The sequence below is a fragment of the Sphingobium jiangsuense genome (genome assembly GCF_014196495.1).
Classification (GTDB): Bacteria; Pseudomonadota; Alphaproteobacteria; order Sphingomonadales; family Sphingomonadaceae; genus Sphingobium; species Sphingobium jiangsuense.
In genome coordinates this window covers 86,899-100,111 of the sequence record NZ_JACIDT010000003.1, presented here as the reverse complement: position 1 = coordinate 100,111, position 13,213 = coordinate 86,899, and the positions used below count along the sequence as shown (strand labels likewise).

The following is a 13,213-nucleotide window of genomic DNA, read 5'->3' as shown; positions in this document are numbered from 1 at the left end:
GTCCTCCTCTTACTGTCCGGCGACCCGGCGGCCGAAGCCCGCCGTCGGACGCTTGATGCCGCCCGCCGCCGCCGTCGGGGCGATGCCGCCGGGAACGGTGAAGACGGTGCGGCGGAAATTGCGTTCCAGCCGGTCGGAAATATAGGCCCAGAGCTGTTCCACCTCCTGCGAGGAGCGGCTGTCCGGGTTGATCTCCATCACCGTGCGCCCGTCGATCATGCTCGCGGCGAAATCGGTGCGCTGGTGGACGATCACCGGGGCGACCGTGCCGTGCTGGGAAAGGGCGATGGCGGCCTCGGAGGTGATCTTGGCCTTGGGCGTGCCCGCGTTGACGACGAAGATCAGCGGCTTGCCCGCGCGCTCGCACAGGTCGACGGTCGCGCCCACCGCGCGCAGGTCGTGCGGCGAGGGGCGGGTCGGCACGACGACCAGCTCGGCGACGGAAATGACGCTCTGGATCGCCATGGTGATGGCGGGCGGCGTGTCGATCACCGCCAGCTTGAACCCCTGCTGGCGCAGCAGTTCCAGATCATGGGCGAGCCGCGCGACGGTGGTTTCGGCGAAGGCGGGCGCGTCGGCCTCGCGCTCGTTCCACCAGTCGGCCAGCGACCCCTGCGGATCGATGTCGATCAGGACGACCGGCCCTGCCCCGGCCCGCTCCGCCTGAACGGCCAGATGCCCCGACAGGGTGGTCTTGCCCGACCCTCCCTTCTGCGATGCCAGTGCCAGTACGCGCACACGAATCCCCTGTTCCATACGGATATGGGGAAAAGGGTTGCCATGGCCGTCCTAACATAATGTTAATCCGACTCCGGTCCCGCAGAGGGACTGGCCTTGTATAATTAACATCATGTCCATCTTTTCCGGCCATGCTACAGAAAGAGGGTCAGCGCCCGACACGCAAGAGAGAGATATCTGGACGGATTGGAGAGCCATGACACATCATTTCCCTAAGTCCGATTTCCGCAGGCCCGCCCTGGCCTCCGCCCTTTCGCCCTTCCTCGTCCTCGCGGCCCTCGTGGCCGGGGCGTCCTGCGCGTTCGCCGATGTGAAGGCGGGCGTCGATGCCTGGGGACAGGGCGATTACGCCAAGGCGATACAGGAATGGACGCCGCTCGCGCAGGCGGGGGACGCCGACGCCCAGTTCAACCTGGGGCAGGCGTACAAGCTGGGTCGGGGCGTTCCGGCTAGCCTCGACACGGCGCTCGACTATTACCGCAAGGCCGCGCTTCAGGGACATGCGCGCGCGGAGGACAATTACGGGCTGCTGCTGTTCCAGAAGAACCGGCGGGTGGAGGCGATGCCCTATATCCAGCGCTCGGCCGAGCGCGGGGAGGCGCGCGCGCAATATATCTACGGCGTCGCGCTGTTCAACGGCGACCTGACCGCGAAGGACTGGCCGCGCGCCTATGCGATGATGACGCGGGCGGCGAAGGCCGACCTGCCGCAGGCGACCGCCAGCCTCGCGCAGATGAACCAATATATACCGGAGGAGCAGCGGCTGAAGGGCCTCGCCCTTGCCGAGGAGATGGACAAGCAGGAGCAGGCCGCGAAATTCGCCGCGCTGGGCGCGCCCCTCTCCGCCGCGCCCGCCGCCCCGCTGCGCGAGCCGCCCAGGCCGCTGAAGCAGACGGCGCTGCCCCCGGCCGAGACGGGCACGGCAGTACCGGCACCGACGCCCGCGCCGTCGCCGCCGCCGGTCAAGGCCGCCCCGGCAAAAATCGCCGAGGCCAAGCCCGCTCCCGCAAAACCCGCTTCCGCCCCCGTGGCGGCTCAGCCCAAGGCCGCCGAAGCGCCCAAGGCGCCCGCCAAGGCCACGCCCAAACCCGCCGCCCCGGTCGCCGCGCCGAAAGGCAAATGGCGCATCCAGCTCGGCGCGTTCAGCGCGAAGGCGCGCGCGGAAAGCCAGTGGAAGCTGCTGACCGGCAAGGTCGGCGGCCTGTCCGCCCATAGCCATTATGTCGAGCAGAGCGGCGCGGTCAGCCGGCTTCAGGCCGGGCCGTTCGCCACCCAGGAAGAAGCCGCCCGCCTCTGCGCCAAGGTCAAGGCCGCCGGTTCGGATTGTCTCGTCAAGACGATGTAAGGCGCGATGCGGGGGCTAAACACTTAATCCTCCTCTCCCGCACAGGGGAGGGGACCAAGGGGTGGGGTGTAGCCGCTGGGCGCAAATGCCGGATTCCAAGGAAAGCCCCCGGCCCAACCCTCCCCTGAAGGGGAGGGGTTGGAGCATGATCCACTTCAACTGAAGCAGATCATGCTCTGATTATCTTTTGTTTTCCGCATTTTCCAAACCGTCAGGTGAGTCCACCTGACTTGAAAATGCTTTACGGCGGGGGCTAGCGCTCCCGCCGGGCTTGCCTCCTCTTATTCCTCCACCCAGTCCCTGCGCGCGATGCCCTGCGCGTAGAGCAGCACCGACAGGTCGCCGTGACGGATCTCGGCGTCCGCCGCCGCGCGCGCCTTTTCCTTCGCATGATAGGCGACGCCGAGGCCCGCCGCCTCGATCATCGGAATGTCATTGGCGCCGTCGCCGATCGCCATGGTGCGCTCGACCGCGATGCCGTGCGCGGCCATCGCGCTTTCCAGCTCATGCCGCTTGCGCGCCGAATCGACGATGGGATCGCCCACTCCGCCCGTCAGACGGCCGCCCTCTATCCCCAGCACATTGGCGACGACCTTGTGGAAGCCGATTTCCGCGCCCACCGGTTCGGCGAAGCGGGTGAAGCCGCCCGACACCAGCACCGTGCGCGCGCCCCGCGCGCCCATGGTGCGCACCAGCGCCTTGGCGCCGCCCATGATCACCACCCGCTCCCGCCGGCACAGGTCGATCTTCGCCTCGTCGAGATCGGCGAGCAGCGCGACCCGCGCGCGCAGCGCCTCGGCAAAGTCCAGCTCGCCGCGCATCGCCCGCTCGGTCACCTCGGCGATCTGCGCCTTGATGCCCGCATAATCGGCCAGTTCGTCGATGCATTCGATGGTGATCATCGTCGAATCCATGTCGGCGACCAGCAGCGCCTTTTCCCGGTCCGCTTCGGGCTGCACCACCACGTCGATGGCGCCCGGCATCGCCTGAAGCGCCGCCCGCACCGCCGCCGCGTCGCCCTCGAACCGGATGTCCGCCGCCTTGCCCGGCTCCAGCTCCGCCGTGCCGAGTACGATCGCGCCGCTCGCCGCGATACGGTCGGCGGCCTCGCCAATATCCCCCTGCCCCAGCGATCCGCTTGCGACTATGGTGGCAACGAACATGAACACTCCTTACGCCAAGAAATCGGAGGCCGACTCCGGCCGCCCGCCGCTGGCGCTTATTGCCGGGCCGACGGCCAGCGGCAAGAGCGCGCTTGCCATCGCGCTCGCGCAACGCACCGGCGGCATCGTCATCAATTGCGACGCGAGCCAGGTCTATGCCGACCTGCGCATCCTCTCCGCCCGCCCCTCGGCGGAGGAGGAGGCGCGCGCGCCGCACCGGCTGTTCGGCACTCTCGACGGGGCGGAGGCATGCTCCGCCGCGTACTGGGCGCAGGATGCGGAGCGCGAGATCGCGGCGGCGCATGCGGCGGGCCGCCTGCCGATCCTCGTCGGCGGCACCGGCCTTTATATCCGCACGCTGCTCGACGGCATCGCCCCGGTGCCGGAGATCGATCCCGATATCCGGCAAGCGGTGCGCGCGCTGCCGGTGGCGCAGGCCCATGCCGCGCTCGCCCGCGAGGACCCGGCCTCGGCCCGCGCGCTCGCCCCCGCCGACACCGCCCGCATCGCCCGCGCGCTGGAGGTCGTGCGCTCGACCGGCCGGTCGATCCGCGACTGGCGCGCCCGTAAGGAAGGCGGCATCGGCGGACGGGTCGCGCTCGCCCCGTTCCTCCTGCTGCCGCCGCGCGACTGGCTCGCCACGCGCTGCGACGCCCGGTTCGAGCAGATGCTGGACGAGGGCGCGGTGGAGGAGGTGCAGGCGCTGCTCGCACGCGGCCTGCCGCCCGCGCTGCCGGTGATGCGGGCGATCGGCGTGCCGGAAATCCGCGACTGGCTTGCAGGCGACTCCACGCGAGCGGAGATGGTCCTGCGCGCCCAGACGGCCACCCGCCGCTATGCGAAACGGCAATATACCTGGTTCGCCAACCAGCCTCCGGCGGACTGGCCGCGCCACCGGGATCAGATCGATAACAAAATCATCGATGAAATAGCAATAAAATTACAAGAGTTGATGTTGACATAATATTTTATGTCTCATAGACGGCCTTCTATCCCATGGGGTTGCGATTCTCGCCGCTATCGCGCATGCGCTGGCACCGGCGTGATCGCGTTGCCCGGTGGCGCGCCCGGACGGCCTGTCGGCCCGAAGGGGTCCAGCGACTATTGCCAAGGAGATTGAGTGTGGCCGAAATGAGCGGCGCGGACATATTGGTGCAATGCCTGGTCGATCTGGGGGTCGAGGTCGTGTTCGGCTATCCCGGCGGCGCGGTGCTGCCCATTTACGACGTCCTCTACAACCACCCGAAGATCAAGCATGTGCTGGTCCGCCACGAACAGGGCGCGACCCACATGGCGGAAGGCTATGCCCGCTCCACCGGCAAGCCCGGCGTGGTGCTCGTCACCTCCGGCCCCGGCGCGACCAACGCGATCACCGGCATCACCGACGCGCTGATGGACTCGATCCCGATGGTCGTCATCACCGGTCAGGTCGCCACCCACCTCATCGGCTCCGACGCCTTTCAGGAGGCCGACACCGTCGGCCTGACGCGCCATTGCTCCAAGCACAATTATCTGGTGAAGTCGCCCGCGCGGCTCGCCCATGTCGTGCATGAGGCGTTCCACATCGCCACCACCGGCCGCCCCGGCCCGGTCGTCATCGACATTCCGAAGAACGTCCAGGTCGCCACCGCGCCGTTCGAAACGCCCGACGTGACGAACCATGCGAGCTATCGCCCGCAGGTAAAGGCCCCGGCCGCGGACATCGCCGCCGCGATCGAGATGATCGCGAAGGCGGAGCGCCCGATCTTCTACACCGGCGGCGGCGTCATCAACGCCGGCCCAGAGGCCTCGGCCTCGCTGCGCGAACTGGTCGAACTGACCGGCGCGCCCGTCACCTCGACGCTGATGGGCCTGGGCGCCTTCCCGGCCTCCTCGCTCCGGTGGCTGGGGATGCTGGGCATGCACGGCACCTATGAGGCCAATTGGGCGATGAACAAGGCGGACCTGATCGTCTGCGTCGGCGCGCGGTTCGACGACCGCGTGACCGGGCGGCTCGACGCCTTCTCGCCCGACAGCAAGAAGATCCACATCGATATCGACCGCAGCTCCGTCAACAAGACGGTGATGGTCGACCTGCCGGTCATCGCCGATGCGGGCAGCGCGCTCGCCGATCTCGTCGCCGCGTGGAAGGCGGCCGGGCACAAGGCCGCCGACCTTTCCGAATGGTGGGCGCGGATCGACGGCTGGCGCGCGGTCAACAGCCTCAAATATCCGCCCGACACGACCGAGATCATGCCGCAGCACGCGATCGCGGAGCTGTTCGCCGCGACGCGCGGCAAGGATGTGATCATCACCACCGAGGTCGGCCAGCACCAGATGTGGGCGGCGCAGCACTTCCACTTCGACGAGCCGAACAAATGGCTCACCTCCGGCGGCCTCGGCACCATGGGCTACGGCTTTCCGGCCGCCATCGGCGCGCAGATGGGCAACCCGGACAGCCTCGTCATCTGCGTGGCGGGCGACGCCTCGGTGCAGATGAACATCCAGGAACTGGGCACCGCGATCCAGTATCGCACGCCGGTGAAGCTCTTCATCCTCAACAACGAATATATGGGGATGGTGCGCCAGTGGCAGGAGCTGACCTATGAAAGCCGCTATTCCAACAGCTATTCGGACAGCCTGCCCGATTTCGTGAAGCTGGCGCAGGCCTATGGCTGGACCGGCATCCGCATCGAGGGCCCGCAGGAGCTGGAGGCGGGCATCCGCCAGATGATCGAGACGCCCGGCCCGGTGCTGGTCGATTGCCGCGTGGCGAAGCTTTCCAACTGTTTCCCGATGATACCGTCGGGCGCTGCGCACACGGAAATGCTGCTCGACCCCAGTCAGGTTTCCGGTACGATGGCCGATGAGGCAAAGGCCCTCGTATAGAGAAACGGCAGGGAGAGAGACATGACCGCGCATCTCAAGCTTCGCGTCCACATAACCGAGCCTTGGGATTTCGAGCGGCAGACCGGGATGGAGGATCTCACCGGCTGGACGGTGGATTATGTGATTGATGAGCTGGAGGAATGGGAAGTGATGCTCGACGCGAGCTACAGGCTGCATGATGTGGTGCATGGCCGCATCCTCGTCAGCCCGCGTTATGTCGGTGAACGGCTGGGCAAGATCTTCGACACCATCGTCGGCACGCCGGTGCGGATCGCGCACAGGCTTGACGGCGACTGGCATTATGCGATGGCGGGCACGCTGTCCCTCCGGCACGACGAAAAACCAAAGGAAAGCAATTGATGCACATCGACGAAGAACTGCGCGAGCGCCATGTCCTGTCGATCACCGTCACCAACGAGGCGGGCATATTGGCACGCATCGCGGGCATGTTCACCGCGCGCGGCTATAATATCGACAGCCTGACGGTGGCGGACATCACCGCCGATCACCAGATCAGCCGCATCACCATCGTCACCAGCGGCGCGCCGCGCACGATCGACCAGATCATGGCCCAGCTCGACCGGCTGGTGCCGGTGCACAAGGTGGTGGACCTCACCGAAAACGGCCCGTTCGTGGAGCGGGAGCTGGCGCTGGTCAAGGTCGCGGGCACGGGCGAGCACCGCATCGAGGCGATGCGCATCGCCGACATCTTCCGCGCCAAGGTGGTCGACACCACCACCGAAAGCTTCGTCTTCGAAATCACCGGCCCGACCGACAAGATCGACACCTTCATCAGCCTGATGCGCGAGCTGGGGCTGGTCGAGGTGGGCCGCACCGGCATCGTCGGCATGGTGCGCGGCAAGGCCTGACCGCGCGGCCATCCCTTTCCCGCGTCAACCGCTTTTCCCAAACCCTCTCCAATTTCTCATCAATCCGAAAGGAACAGGAATATCATGAAAGTCTATTACGATCATGACGCCGATATCGGCCTCATCAAGGGCAAGAAGGTCGCCATCATCGGCTATGGCAGCCAGGGCCACGCCCATGCGCAGAACCTGCGCGACAGCGGCGTCGCAGAGGTCGCCATCGCCCTGCGCGCCGGTTCGGCCAGCGCGAAGAAGGCGGAAGGCGCGGGCTTCAAGGTGATGTCGAACGCCGACGCCGCCGCCTGGGCCGACGTGCTGATGATCCTCGCCCCCGACGAATTCCAGGCGGACATCTACGCCGCCGACGTCCACGCCAATCTGCGCCCCGGCGCCGCGCTCGCCTTCGCGCACGGCCTCAACGTGCATTTCGGCCTGATCGAGCCGCGCGCCGATGTCGACGTCATCATGATCGCGCCCAAGGGCCCCGGCCACACCGTGCGCAGCGAATATCAGCGCGGCGGCGGCGTGCCCTGCCTGATCGCCGTCTATCAGGACGCGACCGGCAATGCGCACGACATCGCTCTTTCCTATGCCAGCGGCGTGGGCGGCGGCCGTTCGGGCATCATAGAGACCAATTTCAAGGAAGAGTGCGAAACCGACCTGTTCGGCGAGCAGGCGGTGCTGTGCGGCGGCCTGTCGCACCTGATCATGGCCGGGTTCGAAACGCTGGTCGAGGCGGGCTATGCGCCGGAAATGGCCTATTTCGAATGCCTGCATGAGGTGAAGCTGATCGTCGACCTGATGTATGAGGGCGGCATCGCCAACATGCGCTATTCGATCTCCAACACCGCCGAATATGGCGACTATCACACCGGCCCGCGCGTCATCACCGACGAGACGAAGGCGGAAATGAAGCGCGTCCTCAAGGACATTCAGGAAGGCAAGTTCGTCCAGCGCTTCATGACCGACATCAAGATGGGCTATCCGGAGATGAAGGCGAAGCGCAAGCTGCAGGCCGAGCATCCGATCGAAAAGACCGGCGCCCAGCTGCGCGCGATGATGCCTTGGATCGGCGCCAACAAACTGGTCGACAAGGAAAAGAACTGATCGAACGGGGGCGCGACGGGCCCGGCCCGCCGCCCCCTTTTTCCTGATCCAACTGCCCGGTACCCGGCATATAGCTGGCGAACCTGCCGGCAGAATAGCGGCTTTAGGTGGCGAGCGGACCTTCGCCTATACCGTCACCCCAGCGACCCGGAGGGCGACCGAAGGTCAACGCTGGGATCGCAGGCCATGCCGCGCGCCACCTCGTGAGATGCCAGCCTTCGCTGGCATGACGGGATAGAATGGCAAGGATTGGCCGCAACCCGTCATTCGGCGGGCAGCGGGTTCACGAGCGACATAACCGCCACCCTCCAATGGCGGCGCCCCCTTGGGCGCCGCCATTTTCCTGTCGCGGCGAAATCGGGGGGACAGGCCATGCAAAATTCTATACCTTCCACCCATATTTGGGCGCTCGACATTGCCGATGCCCCTTTTATGTTCCGGCAACCCGTACCTGATGGAGAATGACGATGCGTGCTTCCCTGCTTGCCCTTGCCGTCGCCGCCACGCTCACCACCGGCGCTGCCATCCACGCCCAGAACGCGCCCGGCCTGCCCGGCCGTCAGGACACCAGACTGGTGACGGGCGGCAGCTATGCGGTCGATCCCAACCACACGCAGGTGCTGTTCGCTTTCAATCATATGGGCTTCACCCGGAATATCGGCATCATCGCCGCGCCGTCCTCCGGCACGCTGACGCTCGACCCGAAGGCGCCGGAAAAGGCGAAGGTGGACATCACCTTCCCCGTCGCCAATATCCGCAGCGGCGTCAGCGCCTTCGATCAGCATCTGATGACGCCGGAATTCTTCGATGCGGCCAAATTCCCGACCGCCACCTTCACCTCCACCTCGGTGAAGGTCGATGCGGACGATCCCGAGGCGGAGATCACCGGCAATCTCACCATCCGGGGGGTGACGAAGGAAGTGACGCTGGACGCCGACTTCACCGGCGCGGGCGTCAACCCGATGAGCAAGAAGGAAACCGTCGGCTTCAGCGCCGAGGCGGTCATCAAGCGCAGCGATTTCGGCCTGGGCGCCTATGCGCCGACGATCGGCGACACCATCGAGTTGAAGATCGTCGCCGCCTTCGAGAAATAACCCGACCAACGCCGGGGCGCAGCCACGCGCCCCGGCCCTTTTCCTCCATGCCCGGCGCGCCCTGCCGCCCGATCTGGACCGGCGGTGCAAAAAAAGCTGGACGAAACGCCCCCTGAAACGGTAAAGGCGGCACATGGCATCCATCCTGCCCTTGCTGCTTCTACGACTTACACGCCCTTAGGCGTGTCATTTCGCGCTGCCCGCGTGCCGGGCGCGCGCATCGCCTAAGGGCCGATCCATCACCAAGTCGTCATTCGCGGGCCGCGCAAGCAGGCACCGCCAGCAGTTTCAGGACCCACCATGACCATGATCGCCGACCCGTCCGTCAAATACCGCCCCTTCCCGCAGGTCGATCTGCCCGATCGCCAGTGGCCGGGCCAGACCATCACCAGGGCGCCGCGCTGGCTCTCCACCGACATGCGCGACGGCAACCAGGCGCTGATCGACCCGATGAACGCGGAGAAGAAGCAGCGCTTCTTCGATCTGCTGGTGAAGGTCGGCCTCAAGGAAATCGAGGTCGGCTTCCCCTCGGCGGGCGCGACCGAGTTCGATTTCATCTCCGGCCTCGTCCGCAACGACAAGATCCCCGACGATGTGTTCGTGCAGGTGCTGACGCAGGCGCGGCAGGACCTGATCGAAAAGACGTTCGAGAGCCTGCGCGGCGCGAAGCAGGCGATCGTCCATGTCTATAATGCGGTATCGCCAGCCTGGCGGCGCATCGTGTTCGGCATGGACCGCCCGGAAATCAAGCAGATCGCCGTCACCGCCGCCAAGCTGCTGCGCGACGAGGCGGCCAAGCAGCCCAACACCGACTGGCATTTCGAATATTCGCCGGAAACCTTCTCCACCGCCGAGCTGGATTTCAGCCTGGAATGCTGCGAAGCGGTGATGGACATCCTCCAGCCCACGCCGGAAAAGCCGCTAATCCTGAACCTGCCCGCTACAGTCGAGGCGGCGACGCCCAATATCTATGCGGACCAGATCGAATGGATGTGCCGCAACATCTCGCGCCGCGACAGCGTCGTCATCTCGCTGCACCCGCATAACGACCGGGGCACCGGCGTCGCGGCGGCAGAGCTGGGCGTGATGGCGGGCGCGGACCGGGTCGAGGGCTGCCTGTTCGGCAATGGCGAGCGCACCGGCAATTGCGATCTGGTGACGGTGGCGCTGAACCTCTATACCCAGGGCGTCCATCCGGGGCTGGATTTCTCGGATATCGACGAGGTCGTGCAGACAGTCGAATATTGCAACCAGCTGCCCGTCCACCCGCGCCATCCCTATGCGGGCGAGCTGGTGTTCACGGCTTTCTCCGGCAGCCATCAGGACGCGATCAAGAAGGGCTTCGCCGCGCAGGAAGCGCGCAACGATCAGATCTGGGACGTGCCCTATCTGCCGATCGATCCCAAGGATCTGGGCCGCGATTATGAGGCGGTGATCCGCGTCAACTCGCAGTCCGGCAAGGGCGGCGTCGCCTGGGTGCTGCAACAGGACAAGGGGCTGAAGCTGCCCAAGCGCATGCAGGCCGATTTCAGCCGCGTCGTGCAGGAGGTCGCCGACAGCACCAGCCGCGAGCTCAACGCCGCCGACATATGGGACGCGTTCGAGGAGCATTATCGCCTGAAGCCGGGCCAGCCGATCCGCCTCATCACCTATGAGCGCAGCGGCTCCATCGGCGGCGCGGATCGCAGCTTCATCGGGCGGCTGGAGATCGAAGGCGAGGAACATGCAGTGTCCGGCCGCGGCAAGGGGCTGATTTCCGGCATCCTCTCCGCGCTGCGCGAGGAAAGCGGGATCGAGCTGGAAGTGGTCGATTATAACGAGCATGCGATCGGCTCCGGCACCGATGTGCAGGCGGCCGCCTATGTCGAGTGCAAGACGCCCGACGGCCGCATCTTCTTCGGCGTCGGCGTGGACGAGGATGTGGCGACCGCATCGGTGCAGGCGGTGATCTCCGCCGCCAACGGGCTGAAGGCGCGCGCGGCCTGATCGGGCGGGATCGACCGAAACGGCAGGGGCCGGAGCTGACCGGAAGAGGTTGGCTCCGGCCTTCGCGATTCCGGACATGGCATGCACCATATATATGATGCCCACCGCGCGCTGACGTGGCGATGGCCCATTCGGAGCTTGAACCGTCGCACCGGACATGCTTTCCCTATAGGTAAGCCCTCTACCTATAAGGAAAGAACCCCATGGCCGATCCGCTGACCCGCCTGAAACAGCTGCGCCTGCCCGCGATCGGCTCGCCGATGTTCCTCGTGTCCGGGCCGGAGCTGGTGATCGCCCAGTGCAAGGCGGGGATCGTCGGCAGCTTTCCCGCGCTCAACGCCCGCCCGCAGAGCCAGCTCGACGAATGGCTGCACCAGATCGACGAGGAACTGGCCGCGTGGGATCGCGCCAACCCGGACAGCCCGGCCGCGCCCTTCGCCGTCAACCAGATCGTCCACCGGTCCAACGCCCGGCTGGAAGAGGACATGGCGACCTGCGCCAAATGGAAGGTGCCGATCGTCATCACCTCGCTGGGCGCGCGGGAGGATGTGAACGCCGCCGTCGCCGGCTGGGGCGGCATCACGCTGCATGACGTGATCCACGACCGCTTCGCGCGCAAGGCGGTGGAGAAAGGCGCGACCGGCCTCATCGCCGTGGCGGCGGGCGCGGGCGGTCATGCGGGCACGCTCTCCCCCTTCGCGCTGGTGCAGGAAATCCGCCGCTGGTTCGACGGGCCGCTGGCGCTGTCGGGCGCCATCGCCCATGGCCGCTCGATCCTCGCGGCGCGGGCGATGGGCGCCGACTTCGCCTATATCGGCAGCGCCTTCATCGCGACCGCGGAAAGCCGCGCCGCGCCCGCCTACAAGCAGGGCATAGCCGAGGGACGGGCGGACGATATCGTCTACACCAATTTGTTCACCGGCGTGCACGGCAATTATCTGCGCGCCTCGATCGCGGCGGCGGGCCTCGACCCCGACAATTTGCCCGAGAGCGACCCGTCGAAGATGAATTTCCAGTCCGGCGGCAATCAGGCGGCCAAGGCGTGGCGGGATATCTGGGGATCGGGCCAGGGCATCGGCGCGATCGACGCGGTGTTGCCCGCCGCCGATCTGATCGCGCGCCTCATGCGGGAATATGGGGAGGCGAAGGCGGCGATCTGCGGTTGACGGTGGATCATATGCTCCGACTGTCTCCATAAGGGACAGGTGCGCGCCGCGCGCTTAACCGCTTTCTAAAGGTCCGGCCCTAGGGTCGTCGGCGGGGGGCGATTCTTGTTTGCGGGATCGCACGATGTTCCGAATGACCCGCTGGGCGGCGGCAGCGCTGCTCGGCCTACTCTCCGCGCCCGGCTGGAGCGCGACGACTTTGCAGTGCGTGCCCTATGCCCGCATCGTTTCCGGCGTGGAAATCTATGGCGACGCCTGGACCTGGTGGGATCAGGCGGAAAACCGCTATCGCCGGGGCCATGCGCCGAAAAAGGGCGCGGTGCTGGCCTTCCGCCCCAACGGTCCGATGCAGTTGGGCCATGTCGCCGTGGTGAGCCGGGTGCTGGACAAGCGCCGCATCCTGATCCGCCATGCCAACTGGTCGACGCCCGGCGCGATCGAGGAGGATGTGCTGGCCATCGACCTGTCCGACGCGGGCGACTGGAGCGAGGTGCGCGTCTGGCACAGCCTGTCGGATCGCATGGGCGCGCGGGGCAACCCGACCTTCGGCTTCATCTATCCCGACAAGCCGAAGCTGCATCCCTTCACGCCGTCGCCGGAACTGGGCAGCAGCACGCTGCTCGCCCGCGTGGACCCCGCTCGCTGGGATGCGGTGAAGGTTCCCGCGCCGGTGGAAAAGGCGACGCCGCCCGCCGCCGCATCGCCGCGGCTGGTGCTGGCTCTGGCGGACATCGACAGCCCGCCGCCGGTGAAGAAGAAGGCGCGGCTGACCCTCGATCTGGCAAATGCCGCCGGGTCGGAACGCTCGCTGGCGGATATCATCGCCGACGTGAAGCGATCGGCGCGGCTGCGCTAGCCACCATTCGCAATGCCTGGGATC

12 protein-coding genes are annotated in these 13,213 nt (G+C 66.4%); 10 read left to right on the top strand and 2 right to left on the bottom strand.

The window, feature by feature from the left end; all coding sequences use genetic code 11:
• Nucleotides 1-9: 9 nt before the first annotated feature.
• Nucleotides 10-738, bottom strand: a complete 729-nt coding sequence (locus GGR43_RS05345) for a ParA family protein (protein WP_188070933.1) — start codon at nucleotides 736-738, stop codon at nucleotides 10-12.
• A 196-nt stretch (nucleotides 739-934) separates the two neighbouring features.
• Between GGR43_RS05345 and GGR43_RS05340 the strand changes: the two genes are divergently transcribed.
• Nucleotides 935-2,083 carry an SPOR domain-containing protein gene (locus GGR43_RS05340; RefSeq protein WP_188070932.1) on the top strand — a complete coding sequence of 383 codons (1,149 nt, stop codon included), beginning with the start codon at nucleotides 935-937 and terminating at the stop codon, nucleotides 2,081-2,083.
• A gap of 281 nt (nucleotides 2,084-2,364) precedes the next feature.
• On the opposite strand, the gene serB is transcribed toward GGR43_RS05340, so the two are convergent.
• Nucleotides 2,365-3,246: a phosphoserine phosphatase SerB gene (gene serB / locus GGR43_RS05335; protein WP_188070931.1), complete on the bottom strand. Its 882-nt coding sequence runs from the start codon at nucleotides 3,244-3,246 to the stop codon at nucleotides 2,365-2,367.
• Between serB and miaA the strand changes: the two genes are divergently transcribed.
• The 9 genes from miaA (at nucleotide 3,245) to GGR43_RS05290 (ending at nucleotide 13,189) form a co-directional block, all read left to right on the top strand.
• Nucleotides 3,245-4,210, top strand: a complete 966-nt coding sequence (miaA, locus tag GGR43_RS05330; RefSeq protein ID WP_188070930.1) for a tRNA (adenosine(37)-N6)-dimethylallyltransferase MiaA — start codon at nucleotides 3,245-3,247, stop codon at nucleotides 4,208-4,210. The genes serB and miaA overlap by 2 nt on opposite strands.
• 158 nt (nucleotides 4,211-4,368) lie before the next feature.
• Complete coding sequence (locus tag GGR43_RS05325; protein WP_188070929.1) at nucleotides 4,369-6,114, top strand: acetolactate synthase 3 large subunit; 1,746 nt, start codon at nucleotides 4,369-4,371, stop codon at nucleotides 6,112-6,114.
• Between the two features lie 21 nt (nucleotides 6,115-6,135).
• On the top strand, nucleotides 6,136-6,474 hold the full coding sequence (locus tag GGR43_RS05320) for a hypothetical protein (protein ID WP_188070928.1): 339 nt from the start codon (nucleotides 6,136-6,138) through the stop codon (nucleotides 6,472-6,474).
• Nucleotides 6,474-6,983, top strand: a complete 510-nt coding sequence (gene ilvN, locus GGR43_RS05315; protein ID WP_188070927.1) for an acetolactate synthase small subunit — start codon at nucleotides 6,474-6,476, stop codon at nucleotides 6,981-6,983. The genes GGR43_RS05320 and ilvN overlap by 1 nt, the downstream gene beginning before the upstream one ends.
• An 84-nt stretch (nucleotides 6,984-7,067) precedes the next feature.
• Nucleotides 7,068-8,087, top strand: coding sequence for a ketol-acid reductoisomerase (gene ilvC / locus GGR43_RS05310; RefSeq protein WP_188070926.1), 1,020 nt, complete (start codon nucleotides 7,068-7,070; stop codon nucleotides 8,085-8,087).
• A gap of 467 nt (nucleotides 8,088-8,554) precedes the next feature.
• Nucleotides 8,555-9,181 carry a YceI family protein gene (locus GGR43_RS05305; RefSeq protein ID WP_188070924.1) on the top strand — a complete coding sequence of 209 codons (627 nt, stop codon included), beginning with the start codon at nucleotides 8,555-8,557 and terminating at the stop codon, nucleotides 9,179-9,181.
• Nucleotides 9,182-9,487: 306 nt separating this feature from the next.
• A complete protein-coding gene (leuA, locus tag GGR43_RS05300; RefSeq protein WP_188071177.1) occupies nucleotides 9,488-11,167 on the top strand; it encodes a 2-isopropylmalate synthase in 1,680 nt (559 codons plus the stop codon).
• Between the two features lie 203 nt (nucleotides 11,168-11,370).
• A complete protein-coding gene (locus tag GGR43_RS05295; RefSeq protein ID WP_188070923.1) occupies nucleotides 11,371-12,333 on the top strand; it encodes an NAD(P)H-dependent flavin oxidoreductase in 963 nt (320 codons plus the stop codon).
• 124 nt (nucleotides 12,334-12,457) lie between these two features.
• On the top strand, nucleotides 12,458-13,189 hold the full coding sequence (locus GGR43_RS05290) for a CHAP domain-containing protein (RefSeq protein ID WP_188070922.1): 732 nt from the start codon (nucleotides 12,458-12,460) through the stop codon (nucleotides 13,187-13,189).
• The last annotated feature ends 24 nt before the right edge of the window (nucleotides 13,190-13,213 follow it).